This is a genomic window from Ferrovibrio sp. (genome assembly GCF_046297595.1).
In the GTDB taxonomy this organism is placed as follows: Bacteria; Pseudomonadota; Alphaproteobacteria; order Ferrovibrionales; family Ferrovibrionaceae; genus Ferrovibrio.
In genome coordinates this window covers 623,019-649,200 of record NZ_JBKBHT010000001.1, presented here as the reverse complement: position 1 = coordinate 649,200, position 26,182 = coordinate 623,019, and the positions used below count along the sequence as shown (strand labels likewise).

Annotated in this window: 25 protein-coding genes and 1 tRNA gene; 18 read left to right on the top strand and 8 right to left on the bottom strand. The window is 64.3% G+C overall.

Annotated features, from left to right (window positions below):
* Window positions 1–8: 8 nt before the first annotated feature.
* Complete coding sequence (locus tag ACK4FJ_RS03255; protein WP_409763954.1) at window positions 9–3,833, bottom strand: NahK/ErcS family hybrid sensor histidine kinase/response regulator; 3,825 nt, start codon at window positions 3,831–3,833, stop codon at window positions 9–11.
* 103 nt (window positions 3,834–3,936) lie between these two features.
* Here ACK4FJ_RS03255 and mtgA point away from each other — a divergent pair, with 103 nt between their 5' ends.
* The 3 genes from mtgA (at window position 3,937) to ACK4FJ_RS03240 (ending at window position 8,060) form a co-directional block, all read left to right on the top strand.
* Window positions 3,937–4,611 (top strand): monofunctional biosynthetic peptidoglycan transglycosylase, encoded by a 675-nt coding sequence (gene mtgA, locus ACK4FJ_RS03250; RefSeq protein WP_409763951.1) that lies wholly within the window; start codon window positions 3,937–3,939, stop codon window positions 4,609–4,611.
* Window positions 4,612–4,698: 87 nt separating this feature from the next.
* Window positions 4,699–6,216, top strand: a complete 1,518-nt coding sequence (locus ACK4FJ_RS03245) for a malonate--CoA ligase (protein WP_409763948.1) — start codon at window positions 4,699–4,701, stop codon at window positions 6,214–6,216.
* Between the two features lie 119 nt (window positions 6,217–6,335).
* Entirely contained in the window at window positions 6,336–8,060 is a 1,725-nt protein-coding gene (locus ACK4FJ_RS03240) for a diguanylate cyclase (RefSeq protein WP_409763945.1), read from the top strand.
* A gap of 5 nt (window positions 8,061–8,065) precedes the next feature.
* On the opposite strand, the gene ACK4FJ_RS03235 is transcribed toward ACK4FJ_RS03240, so the two are convergent.
* From ACK4FJ_RS03235 to pcaH, 3 genes are all read right to left on the bottom strand, one after another.
* The gene (locus tag ACK4FJ_RS03235; protein WP_409763942.1) at window positions 8,066–8,716 is read right to left on the bottom strand and encodes a class I SAM-dependent methyltransferase; all 651 of its coding nucleotides are present in this window, start codon (window positions 8,714–8,716) and stop codon (window positions 8,066–8,068) included.
* 68 nt (window positions 8,717–8,784) lie between these two features.
* Complete coding sequence (gene pcaG / locus ACK4FJ_RS03230) at window positions 8,785–9,414, bottom strand: protocatechuate 3,4-dioxygenase subunit alpha (protein WP_409763939.1); 630 nt, start codon at window positions 9,412–9,414, stop codon at window positions 8,785–8,787.
* 4 nt (window positions 9,415–9,418) lie between these two features.
* Complete coding sequence (gene pcaH / locus ACK4FJ_RS03225) at window positions 9,419–10,144, bottom strand: protocatechuate 3,4-dioxygenase subunit beta (RefSeq protein WP_409763936.1); 726 nt, start codon at window positions 10,142–10,144, stop codon at window positions 9,419–9,421.
* A 110-nt stretch (window positions 10,145–10,254) separates the two neighbouring features.
* On the opposite strand from pcaH, the gene ACK4FJ_RS03220 reads away from it, so the two are divergent.
* Window positions 10,255–11,178, top strand: coding sequence for a LysR family transcriptional regulator (locus ACK4FJ_RS03220; protein WP_409763933.1), 924 nt, complete (start codon window positions 10,255–10,257; stop codon window positions 11,176–11,178).
* Window positions 11,179–11,198: 20 nt separating this feature from the next.
* On the opposite strand, the gene ACK4FJ_RS03215 is transcribed toward ACK4FJ_RS03220, so the two are convergent.
* Window positions 11,199–11,288: transfer RNA gene (locus ACK4FJ_RS03215), tRNA-Ser, on the bottom strand.
* A gap of 492 nt (window positions 11,289–11,780) precedes the next feature.
* On the opposite strand from ACK4FJ_RS03215, the gene ACK4FJ_RS03210 reads away from it, so the two are divergent.
* From ACK4FJ_RS03210 to ACK4FJ_RS03175, 8 genes are read left to right on the top strand one after another with little or no spacing between them, the layout of a single operon-like run.
* Window positions 11,781–12,212: a CBS domain-containing protein gene (locus ACK4FJ_RS03210; protein WP_409763930.1), complete on the top strand. Its 432-nt coding sequence runs from the start codon at window positions 11,781–11,783 to the stop codon at window positions 12,210–12,212.
* A gap of 14 nt (window positions 12,213–12,226) precedes the next feature.
* Complete coding sequence (locus tag ACK4FJ_RS03205; RefSeq protein WP_409763927.1) at window positions 12,227–13,126, top strand: formate dehydrogenase accessory sulfurtransferase FdhD; 900 nt, start codon at window positions 12,227–12,229, stop codon at window positions 13,124–13,126.
* Window positions 13,126–13,749, top strand: a complete 624-nt coding sequence (gene mobA / locus ACK4FJ_RS03200) for a molybdenum cofactor guanylyltransferase MobA (protein WP_409763924.1) — start codon at window positions 13,126–13,128, stop codon at window positions 13,747–13,749. Before ACK4FJ_RS03205 ends, mobA begins: the two co-directional genes overlap by 1 nt.
* Window positions 13,746–14,471: a biotin/lipoate--protein ligase family protein gene (locus ACK4FJ_RS03195; RefSeq protein WP_409763921.1), complete on the top strand. Its 726-nt coding sequence runs from the start codon at window positions 13,746–13,748 to the stop codon at window positions 14,469–14,471. The genes mobA and ACK4FJ_RS03195 overlap by 4 nt, the downstream gene beginning before the upstream one ends.
* Window positions 14,468–14,944 (top strand): DUF6505 family protein, encoded by a 477-nt coding sequence (locus tag ACK4FJ_RS03190; protein WP_409763918.1) that lies wholly within the window; start codon window positions 14,468–14,470, stop codon window positions 14,942–14,944. The genes ACK4FJ_RS03195 and ACK4FJ_RS03190 overlap by 4 nt, the downstream gene beginning before the upstream one ends.
* Window positions 14,937–15,959, top strand: coding sequence for a DUF6352 family protein (locus tag ACK4FJ_RS03185; RefSeq protein WP_409763915.1), 1,023 nt, complete (start codon window positions 14,937–14,939; stop codon window positions 15,957–15,959). Before ACK4FJ_RS03190 ends, ACK4FJ_RS03185 begins: the two co-directional genes overlap by 8 nt.
* A 2-nt stretch (window positions 15,960–15,961) precedes the next feature.
* Window positions 15,962–16,510, top strand: a complete 549-nt coding sequence (locus ACK4FJ_RS03180) for a DUF3305 domain-containing protein (protein ID WP_409763912.1) — start codon at window positions 15,962–15,964, stop codon at window positions 16,508–16,510.
* A 9-nt stretch (window positions 16,511–16,519) separates the two neighbouring features.
* Window positions 16,520–17,107, top strand: coding sequence for a DUF3306 domain-containing protein (locus tag ACK4FJ_RS03175; RefSeq protein WP_409763909.1), 588 nt, complete (start codon window positions 16,520–16,522; stop codon window positions 17,105–17,107).
* On the opposite strand, the gene ACK4FJ_RS03170 is transcribed toward ACK4FJ_RS03175, so the two are convergent.
* Window positions 17,104–18,342, bottom strand: a complete 1,239-nt coding sequence (locus ACK4FJ_RS03170; protein WP_409763906.1) for a cation:proton antiporter — start codon at window positions 18,340–18,342, stop codon at window positions 17,104–17,106. The genes ACK4FJ_RS03175 and ACK4FJ_RS03170 overlap by 4 nt on opposite strands.
* A gap of 233 nt (window positions 18,343–18,575) precedes the next feature.
* Here ACK4FJ_RS03170 and ACK4FJ_RS03165 point away from each other — a divergent pair, with 233 nt between their 5' ends.
* From ACK4FJ_RS03165 to ACK4FJ_RS03145, 5 genes are read left to right on the top strand one after another with little or no spacing between them, the layout of a single operon-like run.
* On the top strand, window positions 18,576–19,385 hold the full coding sequence (locus tag ACK4FJ_RS03165; RefSeq protein WP_409763903.1) for a molecular chaperone TorD family protein: 810 nt from the start codon (window positions 18,576–18,578) through the stop codon (window positions 19,383–19,385).
* Between the two features lie 31 nt (window positions 19,386–19,416).
* Window positions 19,417–19,620, top strand: coding sequence for a twin-arginine translocation signal domain-containing protein (locus ACK4FJ_RS03160; protein ID WP_409763900.1), 204 nt, complete (start codon window positions 19,417–19,419; stop codon window positions 19,618–19,620).
* Window positions 19,621–19,654: 34 nt separating this feature from the next.
* Window positions 19,655–22,546 (top strand): molybdopterin-dependent oxidoreductase, encoded by a 2,892-nt coding sequence (locus tag ACK4FJ_RS03155; protein ID WP_409763897.1) that lies wholly within the window; start codon window positions 19,655–19,657, stop codon window positions 22,544–22,546.
* Between the two features lie 23 nt (window positions 22,547–22,569).
* Window positions 22,570–23,166, top strand: a complete 597-nt coding sequence (gene fdh3B / locus ACK4FJ_RS03150; protein WP_409763894.1) for a formate dehydrogenase FDH3 subunit beta — start codon at window positions 22,570–22,572, stop codon at window positions 23,164–23,166.
* A 26-nt stretch (window positions 23,167–23,192) separates the two neighbouring features.
* Entirely contained in the window at window positions 23,193–24,158 is a 966-nt protein-coding gene (locus tag ACK4FJ_RS03145; RefSeq protein ID WP_409763891.1) for a formate dehydrogenase subunit gamma, read from the top strand.
* Window positions 24,159–24,234: 76 nt separating this feature from the next.
* Here ACK4FJ_RS03145 and ACK4FJ_RS03140 read toward each other — a convergent pair whose 3' ends face one another.
* Entirely contained in the window at window positions 24,235–24,837 is a 603-nt protein-coding gene (locus ACK4FJ_RS03140; RefSeq protein ID WP_409763888.1) for a superoxide dismutase, read from the bottom strand.
* A 191-nt stretch (window positions 24,838–25,028) separates the two neighbouring features.
* On the opposite strand from ACK4FJ_RS03140, the gene ACK4FJ_RS03135 reads away from it, so the two are divergent.
* The gene (locus ACK4FJ_RS03135; protein ID WP_409763885.1) at window positions 25,029–26,000 is read left to right on the top strand and encodes a WD40 repeat domain-containing protein; all 972 of its coding nucleotides are present in this window, start codon (window positions 25,029–25,031) and stop codon (window positions 25,998–26,000) included.
* A 9-nt stretch (window positions 26,001–26,009) separates the two neighbouring features.
* Here the strand turns inward: ACK4FJ_RS03135 and ACK4FJ_RS03130 are convergent, their stop codons facing one another.
* The gene (locus ACK4FJ_RS03130; protein WP_409763883.1) at window positions 26,010–26,153 is read right to left on the bottom strand and encodes a hypothetical protein; all 144 of its coding nucleotides are present in this window, start codon (window positions 26,151–26,153) and stop codon (window positions 26,010–26,012) included.
* Between the last annotated feature and the right edge of the window lie 29 nt (window positions 26,154–26,182).

The following is a 26,182-nucleotide window of genomic DNA, read 5'->3' as shown; positions in this document are numbered from 1 at the left end:
TCCCGGTTTCAGTCGTCGCCGGCGGCTGCCAATGTACCCGCTGGGCGACGGCGCTGGCTGATCAGCGCGCGCAGGGCGGCGGGTTTCACCGGCTTGTGCAGCACGTCGACATGCAGGGCGGCGGCGCGTTCGCGCATGTCCTGGCTGCGGTCGGCGGTGATCAGGATGGCCGGCAACTGCTGGCCCCAGTCGCGGCGCAGCAGTGCGATTGCCTCCAATCCGTCGGGCGAGCCTTCATCCAGATGCAGGTCGGCCAGGATCACATCGGGGCTGCGACCGGCGGCCGCCACGGCGCGGCGTGCTTCCTCGATAGTGTCCACGGCCGCCACCGTGCAGGACCAGCCCTCCAGCAGCGTCGTCATGGCCTCGCGCACGGCGATCTCGTTGTCGATGCACAGCACGAAGCTGCCCGACAGGGAACCGGCAGCCAGCGGCGGCGCGGCCAGAGGCTGGGCCGGCAGCGCGGGTTCGACGGCGGCGCGCGGCAGCGTGATGCTGAACACCGAACCGCGGCCGACGCTGGAGCGCAGGTCGATCGGGCTGTTCAGCATCTTGGCGATGCGTTCCACGATGGCCAGGCCCAGGCCCAGGCCGCGCTCGGCTGCGTCGCCGGTGCGGTCCAGGCGGGCGAATTCCTGGAAGATCACCTGCCGCTTGTCGTCCGGGATGCCGGGGCCATTGTCGCAGACCTCGATCCGCACGTCGTTGCCACGGCGGCGGGCACCGATCAGTACGCGGCGATCCTGCCGCTCGTTGCTGGCATAGCGGATCGCGTTGGCGACGAAGTTCTGCAGCACGCGGCGCAGCAGGGCGGGATCGCTGCTGATCGTGGCCGAAGTCGGCACCATTTTCAGGGTTACGTGGCGCTGTGCCGCCAGCGGCGCGAAGGCCGACACGATGGAATCGAGCAGCGGGCCGAGTGCCACCGGCCGCACTTCGACCGGCACCGCGCCGGCATCCAGCTTCGAGATGTCGAGCAGGGCATCCAGCAGGGCCTCCACCGCACCTAGGCCGTGATCGATCTTGGTGACCAGCAGGTTGTCCGGCTCGCGTTCGGCCAGGGCGGCGGTGAACAGACGCGCGGCATGCAGGGGCTGCAGCAGGTCGTGGCTGGCGGCCGCGAGGAAGCGGGTCTTGCCCAGATTGGCGGCCTCGGCCTGGGCGCGCGAGGCTTCCAGTTCCTGCACGGCCAGCTGCAATTCGGCGGTGCGCTCGGCCACGCGGCGCTCCAGCCCCTCATAGGCCGCGCGTAGGGCGGCATCGGCGCGCCGGCGCTGGGTCACGTCCTGGTACAGCAGGAAGAAGCCCAGCACAGTGCCCTGCTCGTCGATATGCGGGATATAGGTACCGTGCGCCACCTCGATCTTCGTGTCGTTGGTGGGGAATTCGGCTTCGAAACTCTGGCGCTGGCCGGCCAGCACGGCATCGATATGCGGTTTCAGGCGCTGATAGCGGTCGGGCGGGACCATCTCGCTGACGCGATGGCCATCGATCTGGTCCTGCGGCAGATGCAGGGCGCGGCGGAACGGCATGTTGGTGAAGCGATAGCGTTCGTCGCGGTCCACATAGGCGATCAGCACCGGCACGTTGTCGGTGTAGATGCGGATGGCGCGTTCGGAATCGCGCAGGGCTTCGGCCGCGCGCACGCGCTCGCTGATATCGGTGCAGGTGGCGACGAAACCGCCATCCGGCATCGGGTCGACGCGGATTTCGATGACGCGGCCACTGGGCTGGCGCTGTTCGTGGATGCGCGAGCCGCTGGCGCCGGACGCCAGCATGCCGGCGAGTTCGGTGGAATCGCCCACCAGCGTGGCCAGCGGCACGCCGTTTTCCGCCAGGTTGGCCGGCAGGCCGAGCAGGTCGAAGAAGCGGTCGTTCCACGCCGCCAGGCGCTGGCGGTTATCGAACACGCCGATGCCCTGGCTGATATGGTCGAGCGTGGTGCGCAGCAGATCGAGATTGTGGCGGATCGCCTCGGAGGCCTCGCCCAGCATGGCACGCGCCGCGCGCGGGCTGAGCAGGTTCTTGCCCTGGGCCGAGGCCATCACGATGCGGGCCGAGGCCGCACCGATGGCGCCCCCCAGCAGATGCTCGGTGAAGGCCATCGCCTCGGCGGCATTCATGCGGCGACCGGCAAAGGCGCGCTCGGCGCGTTCCTCGCCGATGAACCGCGCGGCCAGCGCCCGCAGCTCATCGATGCGCGGATCGTGATCGGCATCGGCAAAGGTCGCCGCCGGCAGGCCCTCGCCACCGGAGACGAATATCGCCGCCTGTTCCAGATCGCGGCTGCGCGGCCGTACCAGCAGCGACACCACGACCAGCAGCACGACGTTGGCCACGATGCTGGAAACGAAGCCCTGCAGGATGGTGTCGAAATGGCTGAACGGCGCTGGCAACCATTCGGTCAGCGGCGCCGTCATCGGCTGCCCGGTCGCGGCGCCCTTGATCGACGGCAGCAGCAGGGTATAGACCCACATCGCAAAACCGGCGGCGAGGCCGGCAATCACGCCATGGCGATGGGCGCGCTGCCAGTACAGGCCGATCAGCAGGGGCGGCGCGAAATTGGCCACCGCGCAGAACGAGATCATGCCGATGGAGGCCAGCGGCAGATAGCCGGCGATCCAGGTGTGATAGATATAGGCCGCAATCAGGATCACGATCACGGCCGCGCGCCGCACATTCAGCACAATCTGGCCGACCTCGCCCGAGCCGCCGGCGCGCGAGCGCAGCAGGAAGGGCGTGACCAGCTCGTTCGAGACCATGATCGAGAGCGCCATACAGGCCACGATCACCATGGAGGTGGCGGCCGAGAGGCCGCCGATGAAGGCGAAGACCGACAGTGCCAGCTGGTCGGCCATCATCGGCAGGGTCAGCACGAAGAAGTCCGGGTTGGCGCCCTTGTCGGCCAACAGCAGACCGGCGGCGGCAATCGGCACGACGAACAGGTTGATGGCGACCAGGTAGATCGGGAACAGCCAGCGCGCTGCCTTCAGGCTGTTGGGATCGCTGCCTTCCACCACGGCGACATGGAACTGGCGCGGCAGGCAGAGGAAGGCGAAAGCCGAGAGGATCGTCATGGCGATCCAGTTGCTGCCCAGCCCCTGACTCAGTTGCGCGGTGAGGCGCGGGTCGGACTGCACCCGGGCAAGCAGGTCGCTGCCGGAATCGAACAGACCGTAGAACACGAAAATGCCGACGGCCAGGAAAGCCGCCAGCTTGACCAGCGATTCGAAGGCAATGGCCAACATCATGCCGCGATGCTGTTCGGTGGCCTGCACATGGCGCACGCCGAACAGGATGGTGAACAGGCCCATGATGCCGGCCACGAACATCGCTGTATCGCGCCAGGGCGGCGGCAGGCTGGCATTGAGCAGATGCGCCATGTCGGAACCGACCATCACCTCGAAGGTGACGCTGACGGCCTGCATCTGCAGCGAGATATAGGGCAGCACGCCAATCACCGCGATCAGCGTGACCAGCACGGCCACCGCGCGGCTCTTGCCATAACGCGAGCCGATGAAGTCGGCGATGGAAGTGACATTCTGCCGTTTGGCGATCTTGATCATTTTGGACATCGCCGGATAGCCCAGCGTGATGGCCAGGATCGGGCCGACATAGATCAGGATGAAATCGGGGCCGGAGACGGAAGCGCGGCCGACCGAGCCATAGAAGGTCCAGGAGGTGCAATAGATCGCCAGCGACAGGGCATAGATGGTCGCCCCGCTGCGGCCGCTGTACCAGCGTGGGCCGAGCTTGTCGCCCAGATGGGCTATCGCGAACAGCAGTCCGAGATAGCCGATCGACAGAAGCAGGATGGCACTGCCCTGCAGCATGAAACGTTTTCTCCCCGTTCCCGCCAGTAAATCCTCCCGGTTCGCCCCTGTCCACCGGCTTGAAACGGTGGACAGGGCGGATTTGCCGGGTTTTTCTGCAGCCATGACGTTTGTGCTCCGACTGCTGAAAATCTGTGCTGCCCTGCTCCTGCTATTCTGGGGTGGTGGCCTGTTGCTGTTCCGGTTCGTCGACCCGCCCGTCACGCCGCTGATGGTGATCCGTGCCGTTGAGCGCAACGCCTGGATCGGCTACGCCCCCGTTCGCCTCGTTGATGTCGCTGCCGCCCTGCCGCGTGCCGTGATCGCCTCGGAGGATGGCCGCTTCTGCCTGCATCACGGCATCGATCTGGGTGCGGTGCAGGAGGCGCTGGAGGATTACGGCGAGACTGGCCGCCTGCGCGGTGCCAGCACGATCACCATGCAGGTGGCGCGCAACCTGTTACTGTGGCCGGGCGGTGGATTCGTCCGCAAGGCGATCGAGGCGCCACTGGCGCTGGCGCTGGATGCATTTTGGCCCAAGCGCCGCATCATGGAGGTGTATCTGAACATCGCCGAGATGGGGCCGGGCCTGTTTGGCGCCGGGGCGTCGGCACAGGCCTATTTCAATCGACCGGCCGGACGGCTGAGCGAAACGCAGGCCGCAAGGCTGGCCGCGATCCTGCCGGCACCAACCCGCTGGAACGCCACGGCGCCGACGGCCTATGTTGAGCGCCGCACCGGCACGATCCTGCGCCGCATGGACCAACTGGGCCCGGCGCAACTGGGCTGCCTCGGCTAAATTGGCCGCGGCGGAAGGCTTGCGCCATGCGGCCGGCCGGCGATTATTGAAGCTACAAAAAACACCGACCGGAAGCAGCCTTTTATCATGTCAGACAACCTCTATTCCCTGATCCGCGCCCGCATCACCGATCCGGCCAAGACCTTCATCGAGACCGGCGATGGACGACGGTTCAGCTATGGCGACACCTTCGAGCTGGCCGGCCGTTTCGCCAATACGCTGGTGGCGCTGGGCGTGCAGCCGGGTGACCGCGTCGCCGTACAGGTCGACAAGTCGGCCGAGGCGCTGATCCTGTATCTGGGCGTGGTGGCGGCTGGCGCGGTCTATCTGCCGCTCAACATCGGCTACACGCTGACCGAACTGGAATACTTCATCGGTGATGCCGAGCCGCGCGTCGTGGTCTGCCGCCCGTCGGTGGCGACTGAACTGGCGCCGCTGGCCAAGCGGCTGGGCGTGGCCCATTGCGAGACACTGGGTGTGCAAGGCGATGGCAGCCTGATGGACAAGGCCAAATCCGCGCCGACGGCCTTCACGCCAGTGCCGCGCGGGCCGAACGATCTGGCCGCCATCCTCTACACCTCGGGCACCACGGGCCGTTCGAAAGGCGCGATGCTGAGCCATCGCAACCTATATTCCAACGCCGCCACCCTGGTGGATTACTGGCGCTTTACGGCGAATGACGTGCTGCTGCATGCCCTGCCGATCTTCCATACCCATGGCCTGTTCGTGGCCAGCAACGTGATTCTGCTGGCCGGCGCGTCGATGATCTTCCTGCCGAAACTCGATCCCGACGAGATGATCCGGCACCTGCCGCGCGCCACCAGCATGATGGGTGTGCCCACCTTCTACGTACGTCTGCTGCAGCACCCGGCGCTCACCAAGGACCTGGTGAAACATGTGCGCCTGTTCGTCTCCGGTTCTGCGCCGCTGCTGGCCGATACGCACAAGGAATGGGAGGCCCGTACCGGCCATCGCATCCTGGAACGCTACGGCATGACCGAAACCAACATGAACACCTCGAATCCCTATGACGGCGACCGCGTTGCCGGCACGGTGGGGTTCCCGCTGCCCGACGTGGAGTTGCGCATCACCGATCCGGAAACCGGCAAGCCGCTGGTCCAGGGCGAAATCGGCATGATTGAGGTTAAGGGGCCGAACGTGTTCCAGGGCTATTGGCGCATGCCGGAGAAGACGGCGGCGGAATTCCGCGCCGACGGTTTCTTCATTACCGGAGACCTTGGCAAGATCGACGAGCGCGGTTACGTGCATATCGTCGGCCGTGGCAAGGACCTAGTGATCTCGGGCGGTTACAACGTCTATCCCAAGGAAGTCGAGACCGAGATCGACGGCTTGCCGGGTGTGATCGAATCCGCCGTGATCGGCGTCAACCATCCCGATTTCGGCGAAGGCGTCACGGCTGTCGTTGTGGGCGGCAAGGATTGTAAGCTGGACGAAGCGGCGGTGCTGAAGGCGCTGGACGGCCGGCTGGCCAAGTTCAAGCTGCCCAAGCGCGTGTTCTTCGTCGACGACCTGCCGCGCAACACCATGGGCAAGGTGCAGAAAAACCTGCTGCGTGAGCAGTATAAGGACATCTACACCCGGTAAAACTCCCCCCGGTACGATCCCGGAAAAAGAGATTGTCATAACAAGGTATTCACCGCCAAGATGATATGGCGCACAGGCTCGGTCGACCCTGCCGCTGCGCGGCGATGCGAAAGAGCCTTATGCGCCAGCCCGCTTTCTTCAATACCATATCCTTGCGCACGCAGGTTGCCGTCGCCACGGGGGCGCTTTGCGCCATACTGGTTCTGGGGGCCTCGCTTGGGGCTGCCTGGGTTGGCCGCGAGAAGGCGTCGGAACTGATCGGTTTCGAACTTGCCGAACGCTCGGTCGAACTGGCCGATGCGCTGGATCGCGGCATGTTCGAGCGCTACCGCGAGATCGGCATCCTCGCTGGCCTGGAGCCGTTGCGCAGCGCCTGGGAAGGCGATCCCGCAATACTGCGCCGGACCCTGGAACGCCTGCAGCACAGCTATGCCGAATATGCCTGGATCGGGTTTGCCGATACCAGCGGCCGGGTATATGCCGCCACACGCGGCATGCTCGAAGGGCAATCGGTGGCGCAACGCCCATGGTTCACGGGTGGCCTGCAACAGCCTTTCATAGGGGATGTGCATGAAGCCGTCCTGCTGGCCAAGCTATTGGGACCCCGCCAAGACAGTGAACCGTTCCGCTTCGTCGACGTGGCTCATCCGGTATACGACGCTTCGGGCCGTCTGCTCGGCGTGCTGGGAGCGCATCTGAGCTGGGATTGGGCGGCCGATGTGCGGCGCTCGGTGCTCAAAGCTGATGCTCAGAAGCAGATCAGCATCCTGGATGCGGAGGGCCGGGTTCTGCTCGGCGACAATATCGGAGAGACGATGCTGACGCCGGCCGTGGCTCAATCCCTGACGCAGAAGGGATGGGGCTATGGCATCGATATCGGCTCATCAGCCGGGCCCAGCCTGACCGGCTTCGCCGTCTCCAGGGGGCACCGCGAATATCCCGGGCTGGGCTGGATCATCATTGCGCAGCAGCCGGCCGAGATCGCGTTCCGACCGGTGCAAAGGCTGGTGGTGTCGATCCTGACCGTTGGCGTATTGTTGGGGTTCCTGGGCTCCCTGTTGGCGTGGTGGCTGGCCGGATTCCTGACTGGCCCGATCAGCACCATCACGGCGCAAGCCGAGCGCATAGGTCGCGATGACGGCGTGCAGACCCTGCCGCGCGTCGGCGGCGCGCGCGAGGTGCTGCAACTGTCGCAGGCACTGCGGTCCCTGCTGCGTCGTATCGGGCTGGCCGAGCAGCGGCTTGAGGCGGCCGAGCGCGACATGGAAAGCCAGGCCGCCCGCAGCCGCGAAAAATCCGAGGATATCGAGCGTCTGCGCCGGCTGGCCAATACCGATCCGCTCACCGGCCTGCTCAACCGCCGCGCTTTTTTGGAAGCGGCCGGGCGCGAACTTGCCGTTGCTCGGCGCTATGGCCGCAAGCTGGCTCTGGTGGTGGCCGATATCGACCATTTCAAGACGGTGAATGACCGATACGGCCACGCCGCCGGTGACGTGGCGATCCGCGAGGTTGCGTCCCGGCTGCTGCAAGTGGCGCGCGATACGGATCTGGTCGCTCGCTTCGGCGGCGAGGAATTCGTGGTGCTGCTGATGGAAAGCGATATCGCCGCCGGTACCGCTTACGCCGAGCGTGTGAGGAGCATGATCATGGCGGCTCGCATCCCGATCGATGGCGCCCGCGATATCCGCCTGACCATCAGCCTCGGCTGCACGGTTCTGGATGCTGCCGACCGCGACGTGCAGGATGCCATAGATCGTGCCGATGGCGCGTTGTACAAGGCCAAATCGGCCGGCCGCAACCGCGTGCGTGTTTCGCTGGCCGGGCAAACCTCCGCCGTGGGCTGATCCGTTCAGGCTGCCGGCTTATGCAGCAGCGCGACATCGGGGCCGGAAAATTCCAGTTCCAGACCATGCCGCGCCGCGATGAAGCGGAAGGTTGCCTCCGCGAAAAAGCAGACATGGGTGGGATCGCGGATGTAATGCCATTGCGCGAAGGCTTCGCGGTTGCGCAGGCGTTTGGTCATCACGCCGAGCCAGCCGCCGGGTCGCAGCATCCCAAGCAGCCGCGCGATCTCGGTGCCGGGTGCGGCCAGATGCTCGAACACCTCGCTGCCGGTGATGAAATCGTAGGTCTGCTCCAGCGCAGCCGCGTCGGGCGCGAAAAGCGGATCATAGATGCGCATGGCGAAGCCGGCTTCCGTGAACATGGCGGCCAGCAAAGGAGCGGGTCCACAGCCGAAATCCAGGCCGCTGGAGCCCGGTGGCAGGCGTTGCGCCATCGGTTCGAACAAACGCATGAGGAAACGGCGGTAGCCGGGGTCGTCCATCGCGTTTTCATGCGTGTCATAGAAGGCCCGCTCTGCCGCTGCACTAAGATGCTGGTGCGGCGGTACGAAGACCAGGTCGCAGTTTTCGCATTGCAGGTAGTCGCGCCGCGCGTTGCGGTGATAGGGTCGTGATGGGCCGGCGCAGAGCGGGCAGGGGGACTGGGCTGCGGTCATCGCCGCAGCATAGGCGGCAGGTCGGACAAAGGCGATGGCCGGCAGCGGATGCTGCCGGCCATGCAGCTTCAGATGTCGAAGAACACCGTTTCGTTGTCGCCCTGCAGGACGATGTCGAAATGGTAGACGGTCTTGCCGTCCTTCTTGTCGCCGCGCTGGGCGAGCAGGGTCTTCCGACGCACCTTCAGTTCGATCAGGTTCAGCACCGGATCGGCGGCATTGGCGGCCTCCTCGTCGGCGAAATACATTCGCGTGCTGAGGCCGATATTGATGCCGCGTGCCACGATCCAGAAGTTGATGTGCGGCGCCATCATCCTGCCATGGCGGCCGGCCACCGGACCGGGCTTGATCGTCTCGAAGCGGTATATGCCGGTGTCGAAATCGGCGCCGGTGCGGCCCCAGCCGCGGAAGTTGGCATCCAGCGGCTTGTCCTGCGTGTCGGCCGGGTGGTTGTAGCGGCCGGCGGCATTGGCCTGCCAGATTTCCAGCAGGGCATCGTTCAGCGACGAACCGGTGCCATCCAGCACGCGGCCCTCGACCACGATATGCTCGCCTGCGGTCTGCGGACCGGCCAGAACGTTGCTGAAATTATGCTGGAAGATGTCGAAGCCGGCCTGGTGCGGCGCCAGGCCGATATGCACATAGGGGCCGGCGGTCTGCGAGGCGGTTTCCTGCAGGTAGGTGAGGGGCTGCGGCATGGTCTCAATTCCCATCCAGCTTGTTTTCGAACATGGTGGAGCGCCGGCCGCGCAGCACGAAGTCGAAGCGGTAGGCCAGGCTGTCGAGCGGGATCGCCGCGTTCAGATCAATCGGCGCGATCAGGCGCTCTAGTGCTGCCTTGTCGGGCACGGTCTGCAGGATCGGGCAGACCGGGATCAGCGGATCGCCCTCGAAATACATCTGGGTGATCAGGCGCTGGGCGAAGCCAGAGCCAAACAGCGAGCAGTGGATATGCGCTGGGCGCCAGGAGTTGACGTAGTTGCGCCACGGATAGGGGCCGGGCTTGACGGTGCGGAAGAAGTAGTTGCCGTTCTCGTCGGTCAGCGTGCGACCGCAGCCGCCGAAATTCGGATCGATCGGCGCCAGATACGTGTCCTTCTTGTGGCGATAACGACCGCCGGCATTGGCCTGCCAGATCTCGACCAGCGTGTTCGGCACCGGCCGGCCGTTTTCGTCCAGCACGCGGCCATGCACCACGATGCGCTCGCCCACCGGATCGCCGGTCTTGGCGTAATTGCGGATCAGGTCGTTATCCAGCGGCCCGATTTCGTTATGGCCGAATACCGGTCCGGTCACTTCCGACAGGGAGTTCTGCAGCGACAGCAGGGCGTGTTTCGGCGAGCGGGTGACGCTGGTCTTGTAGGTGGGGGTATAGGCCGGCGGATGCAGGCGCCGGTCGCGCTGGAAGAATTCCCCTTTGGTATCCATGACTTCCTCCCTGGATGCGCCGTGCGCGCGGGGCGGCGGCAATCGGCGGTGATCCAGGCAGTGTCGACTCCGCTATTTAAAAAATAAATTGATTAATTATAATAAAATAAATGAGTAATTTTGATCATTTGGCGCTGGACGGCCACAGCCTGAAACTCTTCCTCGCCGTGCTGGAGGAAGGCTCGGTCACGGCCGCCGCCGCCCGGCTGGGCCTGACCCAGTCAGCGGTGAGCCACAGCCTGCGGAAGCTGCGCGAGATCGCGCGCGACCCGCTTTTTGTCAAATCCGGCCGCGGCATCATCGCCACCGGCCATGCCCGCGCCCTGGCCGAGCCGGCGCGCCGGCTGCTCGACCAGATGCAGGCCTTCGCCGCCGGGGCCGAATTCGATCCGGCGGTCGCCGATCTCGACCTCACCATCGCCGCCAACGATTTCCAGCGCGACCTGTTGCTGCCCACCCTGCTGCGGCAGTTGCAGGCGGCCGTGCGCAATGTGCGGCTACGTGCCATTCCCTCGCAGTTGCCCAGCGCCGAGATGCTGCGCGAGAGCCGCTGCGACCTGCTGATCTCGCCGGTGCCGCCCACGGGCACCGATGTGCTGCAGAAGCGGCTCTTAAGCGATCATTACGTCTGCTATTTCGATGCCGCCATGCGCGAGGCCCCGCGCAGCGCGGAGGATTATCTGCAGGCCCGGCACATCACGGTGGTCTACAGCGACAACGAGCGCCTGCAGTTCGACAAGCGGCTGGAGGCGGCCGGGCATCATCGTGCGGTGACGGTGTCGGTGCCGAATTTCTCCGGCGTGCCGGCCTTCCTGCGCGGCACGACCATGCTGGCCAGCATGCCCAGCCTGCTGCGTGACGGCCTGATGCGCGATTTCGCGCAGGCGCCGATCCCCCTGCCCGAGATGGCGCGGCAGGGCATCGGTGACCTGCCGATGTACATGGCCTGGCACCGCCGCGTGCAGGACGATCCGGCCCATGTCTGGCTGCGGGCGCAGGTGGAACGCGCGGCGGTGAGCGCGCTGAACCGGTGATGTCAGTCAGAAAACGAGGATGGCGGAGAGGGTGGGATTCGAACCCACGGTACGCTTGCACGCACAACGGTTTTCGAGACCGCCCCGATCGACCACTCTGGCACCTCTCCGCATAGGTTCCGGTCGGGCGCGCGGCCTGGCCGGGGGTCGAAAGCGGCGCGGACCTTAACCGAAGCCGCCGGCCCCCGCAAGGCTTCGCCCGGCCCCGTGAAGCCGGAAAAGCCGAAGGCCGCTCAAGCAGTTATCCCGGTCCGCAGGCCGGTCTTGTCATTGCCCCGGCCTTGGCGGAGACTGCTGCCGTGGTGCCGGCGGAAACTGAACCGGAGTCCTTCCGGAGAGTCCCTCCGGCGCCGGCATCGGGAGAACGCATGGGTATCGGCCGTCACAGCCTCGCCGCCCGCAGCGATTTCGCCAGCACCGCCAGTCACGCACAGCCGTGCGGACAGGCCCTTCCAGCCAGATTCGGCCTTTCCGGTTTCATCATGCTTCGACCGTCCGTGCGGTTCGTGGGGCGTGGATTCACGCCCTCCGGGAACCGAAGCGGCGGGCAGGAGGTTGCGTAACGCGCGGGTTGTCCAACACAAAAAACGGAGGAAACCACCATGATCGTTGCGTCCATACTGAAGGACAAGACGGGCGGCGTGATCAGCGCCCGGCCCGAGGACAGCATCGAAAGCGTCTGTCAGCTGCTGGCCGACAAGGGCATCGGCGCGGTGCTGGTGCAGCGGCCCGATGGCGGCATCGCCGGCATCCTGTCGGAGCGCGACATCGTGCGCGGCCTGGCCATGATCGGCACCGACCTGCTGCTGCAGACCGCCGACACCATCATGACCCGCAGCGTGATGGTCTGCTCCAGCCATGACACCATCCAGGACGTGATGCACCTGATGACCAAGCGGCGCATCCGCCACCTGCCGGTGGTGGATAATGGCCGGCTGGCGGGGATGATTTCCATCGGCGACGTGGTCAAGCGCCATATCGCAGCCACCGAAATGGAAGCCGAGGCCCTGCGGCAATACATCGCCACGGGCTGAGACCTGCCCTATATATGGAGGCCATGACCAGCCCGCCCGACTTCCTCGTCCGTCCGGACCCCGCCAATCCCGCCCTCACCGAGACGGTGCAGGGCATCGATCATGACGGCAAGCCCGTCGAGACCAAGGTGCCGGTCGAACGGCCGCTCACCCTGTTCCTGAACGGGCAGGAAATCGTCACCATGATGACGATCGGCGACTATCCCGACTACCTGGCGCTGGGCTACCTGATCAACCAGCGCATGCTGCTGCCCGACGACGAGGTGACCGGCATCGATTTCGATCCCGAGATCGAAACCATCGTGGTGCGCACCGCGCGCCAGACCGATTACGAGGAGCGCCTCAGGAAAAAGACCCAGACCTCGGGCTGCGCCCAGGGCACGGTGTTCGGCAACATGATGGACGCGGTGGAAAGCGTGCGGCTGGATCCTGACGCCGTGCTGCAGACCTCGTGGATTTATGCGCTTTCCAAAAAGATCAACCTGGCGCCGTCGCTCTATCTGGAAGCCGGCGCCATTCATGGCTGCGTGCTGTGCGAGGCCGACCGTCCGCTGATCTATATGGAGGATGTCGGCCGCCACAATGCCATCGACAAGATCGCCGGCTACATGCGGGTCAACGGCATCTCGCCCCAAGGCAAGACGATGTACACCACTGGACGGCTCACCTCCGAGATGGTGATCAAGACCGCGCAGATGGGCATTCCCATCCTGATCAGCCGTTCGGGCTTCACCGCCTGGGGCGTGCAGCTTGCGCGCCAGATCGGCATGACCCTGATAGGCCGCGCCAAGGGCAAACGCTTCGTGGCACTGTCGGGCGCCGAGCGGCTGCGCTTCGATGCCGATCCGGCCGCTGTTGGCGACGAGGACGCGAAGCTGCAGCGCAAGGGCAGCCGCGACGACGAGGCGGCGTAATGGCGAAGGTTCTCGGCGTGGTGCTGGCGGGCGGCCTGGCCCGCCGGATGGGCGGTGGTGACAAAAGCCTGCAGATGCTGTCCGGCCGGCCGATCCTGGATCACATTCTCAATCGGTTCAGTCCTCAGGTGGATAGTGTGATCCTGAACGCCAACGGCGATGCGGCGCGCTTTGCCCGCTGGAACCTGCCGGTGGCGGGCGATGCCATCCCGGATTATGCCGGGCCGCTGGCCGGGGTTCTGGCGGGGCTGGCCTGGGCGAAACAGAATCGCTCGGATGTGAGCGATATCGTCACCGTGCCGGGCGACGGACCGTTCCTGCCACGCGATCTGGTGGCGCGCATGGTGGCGGCGCGCGCGGCGGCAGGCGCCGATCTGGCCTGTGCGGTTTCTGCCGGCCAGGCCTATCCCGTGGTGGGCCTGTGGCCTGTTCGGCTGCATGATAATCTGCGCAAAGCCATGCTGGACGAGGATATCCGCAAGGTGGATCGCTGGACCGCGCGGCACAAACTGGTGCAGGTGGAGTTTGCCGCCCAGCCGGTCGATCCCTTTTTCAATGCCAACACGCCGGACGACATCGCCGAGGCTGAACGCCTGCTGACTCAGATGGGAGACGCGGCATGAACCCCGCCGACTGGCCCATGCTGCCGCCGGGCTACACGCTGAAGCTCTGCGTGTCGGATGCCTTCGACACCGCCTGCTGGGCGGCGGCCGATGGCGCCGAGGATGGCCTGATGCTGATGGTCGATCGACATGATCGCTGCGAAGCGGCTTTGGTGCTGCGGCCGCTCGATCCGATCCAGCCGGCGCTGACGCTCGCCTATGTCGGGCTGCTGGGCCTGCATGACGGACTGGCGGCCCTGGCGCCGGCCGAGACGCCGGCCAGCATCGGCTGGCCAGACCGCCTGCTGGTGAACGAAGCCTGTGTCGGCGGCCTGCAGGTGGCGCATGGCCCGCTGGTCGAGAAGGACGGCATGGCCGACGTGCCCGACTGGCTGGTATTGGGCATCACCGTGCAGATGAGCGGCGACCGCGAGGATGATACGCCCGGTGTCGAACTGGAATACACCAACCTGTTCGAGGAGGGCTGTGGCGAGGTCACCGTGCCGCAACTAGTCGAGGCCTTCGCGCGTCATATGCTGCTCTGGCTCGACCGCTGGCAGGAAGATGGCTTTGAGCCGGTGCGCCGTGCCCTGCTGAACGAACTCTCCGACAAGGCGCTGAAGGTGGAGGCCAATGGCGACGCCTGGTTCGAGGATGGCGCGACAAAAACCTGGCGCAGCCTGCGCGATGCCCTGCGGCATCGCAGCTGGGTGCTGCCCGAGCCGGTGAGGCAGGTATCGTGAAGCTGCTGCGCTGCATCCGCTTCGATGAATCCGACACGCGGGTTTTCCCGCTGGCTGCCATGCCCGGCGAATGGGCGGTGCCGGGCACCTTCGTCTTCGCCGATGCCGATCCGGAGACCCTGAGCCGGCAGCAGCGGCAGGCCTTTGCCAATGGCTTCCTCGGTCTGGGCAGTTTCGGTTGGTCCACCCTGGTGACGGTGGCGGCCATCGAGCCCGAAGAATACGAAGATGCCGTTGCGGCATTGGCGCAGCATCTTGTCGAAGCCTATGGCGCGCCCGATGTGCGTGTCGCAGAGGCGGCGGCGCGTGAGGAAATCGATTACGCCGCCTCGCTCTGCGAGCATCCGATCAATACGCTGCTGTCGCTCAGCCGTTTCATCGAAGGCGAGGCGATCCGCGAACAGTTCCGCGTTGTACCGCCGCCGGGTGAGACACTGCATACCAAGATCTGGGAGATCAGTCCCGATGGCTGAGACGCCGAACGCCTTCTGGATGTCCAGCGGCTACGACCTGCTCGACCGCGCGGATGATGGCCGCCTGCTGGCCGGTGAGGATTTCGTCCGGGCTTACTTAAGCCGGCCCGAAATGTTGCCTCCGGACGAGGCCTGCGCCGCCGAACGCCGCCTGCATGCCGATCTGCTGCAGCAGCCCCTGCGGATCGTGCCGGCGGCGGAACTGGCTGCACTGGCCGATGCCGATGCACGCGAGAATTACGGCATCTTCCTGCGCTTCCGCGACCATCTGCTGAAGGCGGGCAGCGTGGAAGCGGCTTATGTCGGCCTGTTCCGGCCCGACGCGCCGCCGGTGCCGGCCCTGTTCATCGATCATCTGGCCGCCGCTATCCTGCGCGATCTGCTGGATGGCAGCCGCGATGCCTTCCGCCTGCGGGCAGCCGAACTGTTTTTCCGCGTGCAGAAGGCCACCACACAGGAAGGCCGCATCCTGCTGGCCGACGAGGAAACGGTGGAGATGCTGGCGGCCGGCGGTTTCGGCTCGCTCGGGGCGCTGGTGGCCCAGGCCGGCACGGCCCTGCGCAGCGTCGACATGGATATCCTGACCAAGGAGAATGCGGCGGAATACTGGGGCCGCAGCGACCGGCACGATTTTGTGCTGGATTTTGGCTTCACCCGGCCCGGTCAGGATGCCTTTGCCCGCGTGATCGAGCTCTGGGTCGAACGGCTCACCGGCGCCGCCGTGCAGGTACAGCCGGTGCAGACCATCCGCGACGAACGCTGGGTCTGGCATATCGGGCTGGATGCCACGGCCAGCGGTATCATGAATGCGCTGTATGAAGGCCAGAGCGTGGACGATGATCGCCTGCGCCAGGTCCTGGCACTGTTCCGCCTGGAATTCCGCGATCCCTCGCTGATGCTGCCGCGCGTGGCCGGCCGGCCGGTCTACCTGGGCTTGGCGATGGATGGGCAGGGCCGGGTGCGGATGAAACCGCAGAATCTTGTGATAAACTTGCCGCTGAATTCGGGAAGCTGAAGATGGGCAGCGATATCAGACCACCGGAAACGGAATCGCGCATGGTTGGCGTGATCCTGGAACGCCGCAAGCTGGACAATCCCTGGGTGGATTACAGCTGGCGGCCGGTGCAGGTGCTGCCCGGCGTGCCGGACTCGCCCGCCTGGACCAAGCTGGCCGAGGGCGAGGGCTGGACGCAGTTCTATGCCGGTGCCGCCGAGCTGGTGCTCTATCGCCACGAGAGCGAGACTTACGCTTACAATATCGAAAGCGCGCAGCCAGCGGTGTGGATATTCCTGCGCAGCAGCGGGGAACAGCCGGGCATCGAACTGTATGGCGCATCCGTCGATCCCGGCGAGGCGCATGCCCATAACGACACCGGCGACGACATCGTGGATTTCGTGCCGATGCCCGAGGCGATTCTGGCCTGGGTGACCGACTACGTGCGCCGCCATCCGCCGACCAAGGAGCATTACAAGCGCAAGCGCGACCGCGCCGATCCCGAAGCGCTGGCTCGTCGGACGCGGTTGTATGAGTCCGATCCGCTGCGCCAGATGCCCGAAGATGAATAGAGCCATCGCATGACACGTGACAGCGACAGGCCTGAAGACGACGGGCAGGGCGGTTTCCTGTCGCGTTGGTCGCGCCGTAAAGCCGAAGCTCGCGAGGAAAAGCCGGTCGAACAGCCCGCAGAGACAAATGCCGGAGCGGAGGAAGAGGTCGAGATCGATCCGGAGACCCTGCCGCCGATCGAGACGCTGACCGAGGCCAGCGACTTCAGCGTGTTTCTGAAAAAAGGTGTACCGCCGGCCCTGCGTGCAGCGGCGTTGCGCAAACTGTGGCTGGTCGAGCCCAGCGTGGTGAATTACCAGCCGCTGGTCGAATACAACTGGGATTTCACGGCACCGGGTTATGGTGATTTTATGCCCGGCGAGGACATCGCCAAGTATGTGAAGACTGTTTTCGAGGGCAGCCTGCCGAAATCGGACGAGGCTGCACCTGAAACCGGAACCGTGTTGCCACAGGAACCGCCGCATCTGGTGGCCGAGGCAGTGCCAGAGGAATTGCCGGCTGAGGCGCCAGAGGTTGCGCGGGACGAATCTGCTGCCGAGTCAGTCCCGGTCTACGCGCCACCACGCCGCCGCCATGGCGGTGCATTACCGGATTAAATCTGACCGTCGCCTTTCGAGCCCAGCCGACGCAGCAGGTCGGGGCGAGCGCGCAGCCAGGCTTCCGCCGGTTCCAGCGCACGAAAAAGCAGCGGGTTCAATGCAATAGACAGCAGCGCGCCGGCCATCAGCAGGTCGCGGCCTTCCTCGGGAAGCAGGCCGAGCGAGACGCCTAGTCCGGCCAGGATGAAGGAGAATTCACCGATCTGCGCGAGGCTGACCGAAACGGTCAAGGCGGTGGATAGCGGATGGCGGAAGGCCAGCACGATGATGAAGGCTGCCAGCGTCTTGCCGACCAGGATGATCAGAAGCACACCCAGCAGGGCCAGCGGCGCCTCGTAAACTATGCGCGGGTCGAACAGCATGCCGACCGAAACGAAGAACATCACGGCAAAGGCATCCTGAAATGGTAGCGAACGTTGCGCTGCATCGTGGCTCAGGTCCGACTCGTTCATGATCACGCCGGCGAAGAAGGCGCCCAGCGCAAAGGAAACATCGAACAGCACGGCGGCGCCGAAGGCGATGCCCAGCGCGCAGGCCAGCACGGCAAGCGTGAACAACTCGCGTGAGCCGGTTTCGGCCACATGCTGCAGCAGCCACGGGATGACACGCTTGCCGACGATCAGAGCCAGCGCGGCGAAAGCCGCCACCTTCACGACAGTCAGCAGCAGGGCAGCGAAGATGTTTTCGCTGCCGTCGCCGCGTCCGGCCAGGATATCGGCCAGCGGCGGCAGCAGAAGCAGCGCCGCGATCATGAAGATGTCCTCAACCAGTAGCCAGCCGACGGCGATGCGGCCCGGCCCGCTTTCCACCTCGCCGCGGCTTTCCAGGGCACGAAGCAATACAACGGTGCTGGCGACCGACAGCGCCAAGCCAAAGACAAGGCCGCCGCCGAGCCCCCAGCCGAAGACTTGCGCGAGACCGAAACCGAGCAGGCTCGCCACCGCGATCTGTACCAGCGCGCCGGGGATGGCGATCCACCGCACGCGCATCAGATCCGATGGCGTGAAATGCAGGCCGACGCCGAACATCAGCAGGATCACGCCGATTTCGGCCAGCTGCTGGGCCAGCACCGAGTCGGCGACATAGCCGGGTGTATGCGGCCCAACCAGGACTCCAGCCAGCAGATAGCCAACCAGCGGCGAGAGGCGAAACTTCTGGGCGATCATGCCGAAGGCAAACGCGATCACGAAGGCCAGGGCCAGCATGGTGATCAGCGGTGTGTCGTGCGGCATCGACTGGGAATCCGTTTGGACGTGGAGGGTGGTAAAGGCAGCACTTACAGGGGCTTGGATGCATCGTTAACACAAATGCTCCGGCAATTTGAAGCAGCGCGATATTTGCGACTGAGAGTCGCTATCAAAATTTCGCATATGCAGCAAAACAGGAATGTTATCAGTGCCTTATGGCGATTTTTATTGTTGCTCAACAAAAGAGTTTGTAGGTTAACGCACGGGAAGAGGACCAAGTGACCGAAGCACTGACGAAAGCCATCGCCATCGTCGGCGGCCAGACACAACTGGCCAGGCTGCTGGGCGTGAAGCAGGCCAATGTCTGGCACTGGCTGAAAAAAGCCGGCCGGGTGCCTGGCGAATATGTGCTGGCCATCGAGAAGGCCTGTGGCGGCCAAGTGACCCGTCACGACCTGCGCCCCGATCTGTATCCCGATATCCAGGCCGCGGATGCCCTGCCGGTGATCCCCGAGGAAGACCGGTGGCGCGCCCAGATCTACGCTCTGCTCGGCCGCAGCCTGGCACGGCGGCCCGATACCGCGCTGCTGACCGCGCTGGGCCAGCTGAAGGGCGATGCTAGTCCGATGGGGCAGGCGCTCGCACGTCTGGCCGAGTTGGCGCATGCGACATCGCTGGAGCGCGCGCAGGACGAATACGACACACTCTTTGTTGGTCTGCCGCGCGGCGAGCTGGTGCCCTATGCCTCGTTCTACCGGACAGGCTTCCTGTATGAGCGACCGCTGGCCAAGCTGCGCGGCGATATGGCGCAACTGGGCTTCGCCCGCGCCGAGGGCGTGCACGAACCGGAAGACCATATGGGCGCGCTGTGCGAGCTGATGTCGCTGCTGATCAGCGGCGGCGAAGGCCGCGGTCCGGCCGAACTCACCACCCAGGAGCGGCTGTTCCGCCAGCATGTCGCGCCCTGGGGCGAACGCTTTTTCACCGACCTTGAGCAGGCGCCCAGCGCCCGGCTCTACCAGCCGCTCGGCAGTGTCGGCCGGCTGTTCATGGCTATCGAAACCCAGGCATTTGCCCTCGCCGCCTGACGGCCGGGCCGATTTTCACGGAGGACCTGCAATGACCGCCACCGAGAAGAAAGACCAGATGGATCGCCGCAATTTCCTGCGCACGGCCGGCGTTGGTGCCGCGGCTGCTGCTGTGGCGACCGCAGCCGTCGGCCCGACCAAGGCGGAGGCGGCCGAGAATGCCGAGACCCGCAAGAAGCAGCGCTACAAGGAAACCGAACACGTGAAGCGCTATTACGATTCCAATCGGCTCTGATCGCCGCGCCGCAGACGACACACGGAGACGCCCCATGTTGATCAAGAAGAGCTCCACCGCCGGTGCCGCCCCCAAGGGCACGCTGTCCGGCATTCTGGCCGGCGCCACGCTGCAGACGATGGATCGCCGCGGTTTCCTGAAGGCTTCGGGTTTGGCGGCCGGCGGGTTGGCAGCCGTGTCGGCGCTGAGCCCGGCCATGGTGCGATCGGCCCAGGCCGCGCCGTCGGCTGGCGCCAACATCGTCAAGAAAAAGAATATCTGCACCCACTGCTCGGTGGGCTGCACCGTGACAGCGGAAGTCGAGAACGGCGTATGGGTTGGTCAGGAACCAACCTGGGACAGCCCGATCAACCTTGGTACGCATTGCGCCAAGGGGGCCTCGATCCGCGAACTCACCCATGGCGATCGTCGCCTGAAATATCCGATGAAGATCGTAGACGGGAAATGGACCCGCATCAGCTGGGATCAGGCGATCGAGGAAATCGGCAACAAGCTGCTTGAAATCCGCGAGAAGTCGGGCCCGGAATCGGTCTACTGGCTCGGCTCGGCCAAGTTCTCAAACGAAGGTGGCTACCTGTTCCGCAAGTTCGCGGCCTTCTGGGGCACCAACAACATCGATCACCAGGCGCGTATCTGCCATTCGACCACGGTTGCCGGCGTAGCCAATACCTGGGGCTACGGCGCGATGACCAATTCGTATAACGACATCCACAATTCGAAGTGCATCGTGATCATGGGCGGCAATCCCGCCGAGGCGCATCCGGTGTCGCTGCAGCATGTGCTGCGCGGCAAGGAAAAGAACAAGGCGCCGATGATCGTGATCGATCCGCGTTTCACTCGCACGGCAGCACATGCCACCGAATACATGCGCATCCGCCCCGGCACCGACATTCCGGTGATTTGGGGCCTGCTGTGGCACATCTTCGAGAATGGCTGGGAAGACAAGGAATATATCCGTCAGCGCGTCTATGGCATGGACGACGTCCGGGCCGAGGTCGCCAAGTGGAATCCTGAGGAAGTCGAGAAGGTCACCGGCGTGCCCGGCGAGCAGATGAAGCGCGTCGCCGAGCTGATGGCCAAGAACCGGCCCGGCACCCTGATCTGGTGCATGGGCGTGACCCAGCACACGGTGGGCACCGCCAACGTGCGCGCGCTTTCCATCCTGCAACTCGCGCTCGGCAATATCGGCGTGGAAGGCGGCGGTGCCAACATCTTCCGCGGTCACTGCAACGTGCAGGGCTGCACCGATCTTGGCCTGGATGTCACCACGCTGCCGGCCTATTACGGCCTGGTCGAAGGCGCCTGGAAGCATTGGTGCCGCGTCTGGGATGTCGACTACAACTGGATGCAGAGCCGGTTCGAGTCGAAGAAGATGATGGAAACCAAGGGTATTCCTTCGACCCGCTGGTTCGATGCCGTTCTGGTCGACAAGAAAGACCTTGAGCAGAAAGACAATGTGAAGGCCATGTTCTTCTGGGGCCATGGCGGCAATACCGTGCCGCGCATGCCCGAGATGCGCACCGGCATGGAGAAGGTGGAGTTGATGGTCGTGGTCGACCCGCATCCGACCACCGCCGCAGCTCTGCCCGACCGCAAGAACGGCACCTATCTGCTGCCGGCCTGCACCCAGCTCGAGACCCGCGGTTCGCGTACGGCCTCGAACCGGTCGCTGCAGTGGGGCGAGCAGATCGTCAAGCCTGTCTTCGAATCCAAGCCCGATCACTGGATCCTGTACAAGTTCGCCAAGAAGCTTGGCTTCGAGCAGGAGCTGTTCAAGAACATCAAGATCGACGAGGGCGACGAGCCGAATGTCGAGGACATCCTGCGCGAGTTGAACAAGGGCAGCGTGTCGATCGGCTATTCCGGTCAGTCGCCGGAACGCCTGAAGGAGCATATGGCACATCAGGCCGATTTCGATATCGTCTCGTTGCGCGCCACCAACGGTCCGCTGAAGGGCGAGTTCTACGGCCTGCCATGGCCATGCTGGGGCACGCCGGAGATGAAACATCCGGGTACCCATGTGCTCTATAACACGCACCTGCCGGTGAAGGACGGCGGCGGCGCCTTCCGCGCCCGCTTCGGCGTGGAGCGCAATGGCGTGTCGCTGCTGGCCGATGGTTCCTATCCGGTCGGTTCCGAAATCCAGGACGGCCATCCCGAGTTCACCTACGGCCTGCTCAAGAAGATGGGCTGGGACAAGGAACTCACCGATGCCGAGCGCGCCACGATCGAGAAGATCGGCGGCAACAACCCGGATGCAGTGGGCTGGGCGATCGATTACAGCTGCGGCATCATCCGCGTCTGCATGGCTCATGGCGTGCAGGCGATGGGCAATGCCAAGGCCCGTGCCAATGCCTTCGGCCTGCCCGATCCGATCCCGGTGCACCGCGAGCCGATCTACACCTCGCGTCGCGACCTGGTCGGCAAATACCCGGCCATGGCCGACCGCCGCGACTATCGCCTGCCACACCTGGGCAAGAGCATTCAGGACAAGGATTTCTCAAAGGATTTCCCGCTGATCCTGACCTCCGGCCGACTGGTCGAATACGAGGGCGGCGGCGAAGAAACCCGCTCGAACAAGTGGCTTGCCGAGTTGCAGCAGAACATGTTCGTGGAAATCCATCCGGACGACGCCGCCCGGCTTGGTATCAAGGAAGGCCAGAATGTCTGGGTCTACGGCCCGGAGAACAAGGCCAAGGCCAAGGTCAAGGCCATGGTCACGCCGCGTGTCGGCAAGGGTGTCGTGTTCATGCCCTTCCACTTCTCCGGCTTCTGGCAGGGCGTCGATCAGCGCAAGAACTATCCGCCTGGCGCGGATCCGATCGTGCTGGGTGAGTCGGTCAACGGTGTGACCACGTACGGCTACGACCCGGTCACCCACATGCATGAGAACAAGGCCACGCTGTGCCGCATCGAGGCGGCCTGAGCGGCGGTTAGGGAGATATCATCATGGCCCGTATGAAATTCCTCTGCGACTCCGAGCGCTGCATCGAATGCAACGCCTGCGTCACCGCCTGCAAGAACGAGCACGAAGTGCCCTGGGGCATCAATCGCCGCCGTGTCGTCACGCTCAATGACGGTGCCAAGGGCGAGAAGTCGATCTCGATGGCCTGCATGCATTGCGAAGATGCACCCTGCATGGCGGTCTGCCCGGTCGACTGCTTCTACAAGACCGACGAAGGCGTGGTGTTGCATTCCAAGGATCTGTGCATCGGCTGTGGCTACTGCTTCTATGCCTGCCCCTTCGGCGCGCCGCAGTATCCGCAGGTCGGCAATTTCGGCAGTCGCGGCAAGATGGACAAGTGCACCTTCTGCGCCGGCGGCCCCGAAGCCGACAACACCAAGGAAGAATACGCCAAATATGGCGCGAACCGACTGGCCGAGGGCAAGCTGCCGCTTTGCGCCGAGATGTGCTCGACCAAGGCGTTGCTGGCCGGCGACGGCGACGTGATTGCACAGATCTACAAGGAACGGGTGACCCGCCGTGGCTATGGCTCAGGCGCCTGGGGTTGGGCCACGGCCTACAAGTCTGGCACTTCGGCCTGATCGCGGTTCAGCAAAGGAGACACAAGATGCGCCTTTTCAATATCAAGCGCACATTCTGGGCCGTACTTGTCCTTGGTCTGGTGCTGGGCCTCGGCAGCATGGCGCCAGCCTCGGCACAGCAGGCTGCCGATGAGTCGGCCCTGCTGCAGCAACTGAAGGGCGCGCCGGTAGCCGGTCGCGTTTCGATCCCCGATGCCAAGTCCGGCGTGCTGATCCAGCCGCAGGGCCGCGAATGGCGCGAGACCCTGGAAGGCCCGGTGAAGTCGGCCGGCGGCTGGCTTCTGGTGATCACCGTGGTGGCGCTGGCCGGTTTCATGGCGATCCGCGGTCGCATCAAGATCGATGCCGGCCCCTCGGGTCGCACCATCGAACGCTTCTCGGGCATCGAGCGGTTCGCCCACTGGCTGACGGCGATCTGCTTCATCATCCTGGGCCTAAGCGGCCTGAACCTCTCGTTCGGCAAGACCCTGCTGTTGCCGGCGATCGGGCCGGAAGCCTTCACCGGCCTCAGCTCGTTCGGCAAGCTGGCCCATAATTTCCTCAGCTTTCCCTTCGTACTGGGCGTGCTGCTGATGGCCGTGCTGTGGATTCGCCACAACATCTTTAATGCCATCGACATGGAGTGGTTCCGCCAGGGTGGCGGCCTGCTGCAGAAGGGCGTGCATCCGCCGGCCGGCAAGTTCAATGGCGGCCAGAAGATCATCTTCTGGTCGGTCGTTCTGGGCGCCGCCGTACTGGCGGTCAGCGGCTACATCCTGATGTTCCCGTTCTATGTCACCGACATCGCAGGGATGCAGCTCGCCCAGATCGTGCATGCCGTCGCCGGCATCGTGATGGTGGCCATCATTCTGGCGCATATCTACATCGGCTCGGTCGGCATGGAAGGCGCCTTCGATGCCATGGGCAGCGGCCAGGTCGACATGAACTGGGCCAAGGAGCATCACAGCCTCTGGGTCAAGGAGACCCAGGCCCGTGTCGGCGGCGACGACTGAGTCGCGTTGCTAACGCAGAAATAAAAAAGGGCGGTGGATTTCCACCGCCCTTTTTCGTTTGCTCTGCGCGGAATGCTCAGCCGAGGTTCTTTTCGGCGAATTCCCAGTTCAGCAGCTTGTCGATGGCGGCGTTCAGATGGTCCGGCCGGCGGTTCTGCCAGTCGAGGTAATAGGCGTGTTCCCACACGTCCAGCGTCAGCAGCGGCTTGACGCCATCCATGTGCAGCGGGTTCTCGGCATTGCCGGTCTTCTTGAAGACCAGCTTGCCGTTTTCCAGGCACAGCCAGGCCCAGCCCGAACCGAACTGGGTGACGCCGGTATTGGCGAATTCGCTCTTGAATTTGTCGTAATCGCCGAAGCTGTCCTTGATCATGTCGGCAACGCGGCCGCTCGGTTTGCCGCCGCCCTTGGGTGACAGGCTGTCCCAGTAGAAATCGTGGTTCCAGACCTGGGCGGCATTGTTGAAGATGGCTGTCTTGTCGGCCTTGCCATGCGTCGCCTTGATGATCTCGACCAGGCTCTTGTCCTTCAGCGGATCATTGGCGATCAGGTTGTTCAGGTTGTTGAGATAGGCCGTGTGATGCTTGCCGTAATGGAAACCGATGGTTTCCGCCTTGATGACCGGGCTGAGGGCATCGTCGGCATAGGGAAGGGGCTTCATCGTGAACGGGGCACCCATAATCATCTGCTCCTTGTCTAAAAAGTTTTGCCAGTCCGGAGGACATCCTAAATAGGACAGCCAGGGGCGTGAGGAAACCGGCTTGGCAGGTAAAAGCGGCATTTTTTGCGGTTTCCGGCCATGCCTAGCCGGGCTTGCAAAGTGGCGCGGTCCGGCCAAGATGGAACGGCAACCAAGCGAGGAAGTTGCATATGGCGATGCGGACAAACGCGGTGGTCGGTGTAGTGGCAACGATCCTCGCCATCTTTACCTCTTTCGGGGTGCGCGCAGACATGGTCGGCCATGGAGCCATGGTCAACGGTGTTGCCGTTTCGCCGGATGGTCGGCAATTGCTCTCGGCCAGCTGGGATTACACCGCCCGTCTGTGGGACTTAGCGCGACAGAGCGAAATCCGTGTTCTTGACGGCCACACTGCCAGCGTGAACGCGGTGGTGTTCCTACCAGATGGCAAGAGCGCATTTTCTGCCAGCTGGGATCACAGCATCATCCGCTGGAACCTCGCCAGCGGCAAACCAACGCATCATCTGAGGGGCCATCTCAACAATGTGGCCGGCATTGCGCTCAGCCGGGATGGCCGCTGGCTGGCCAGTGCCAGCTGGGACCGAACAGTGAAGTTGTGGAACGTGGCCGGATCCCGGCTGGAGCGCAGCTTCGAGGCCCATGAGGCGAATGTGATGCAGGTGGCTTTCGCAATGGACGACAGCCAGCTTGTGTCGGTCGGCTATGATCGCAGCGTCCGGATCTGGGACATCGCCAGTGGCAGAGAACTGGCGGTACTGCAGGGCCATCAGACCAGCGTGAATGCCGTGGCGGTTTCGCCGGACGGCAAAAGTGCGCTGACCGGCAGCACAGATGGTGCGATCAAGCGCTGGGATCTGGTGGCGCGGCGCGAGACCGGGCATCTGCCGGGGCATCACGGCTTCATCACCTCGCTGGCAATTTCGAAAGACGGCCGATATGCGTTGTCCGGTGGCGGCGACCGGCTGATGCGCCTGTGGGATTTGCGCGAAGGGCGCCAGCTCAAACAGTTTGCCGGCCATGAAAAGCCAGTTTGGGCGGTGGCATTCACGCCGGATGGCAAACACGCCGTCTCGGGCGGCTACGACACCGTGATCAAACTCTGGTCGCTGGAGACCGGTGCCCTGGTCAAACCCAGGGGCTGATCCTCAGGATCAGTTCTGATGTGTTTCGGGACTGACCCGCGCACCTTCGGTGGTGAAGGCCATCTCAACCGACTTGTTCATGGTCTGCAGAATCACGGCAGCGCCCACCGCGATGATGAGGGCGGCGATCACACCGGAAATGAAGGCTTTCATGGGGTGTCCTCCAGGGCACGAGTTATGTT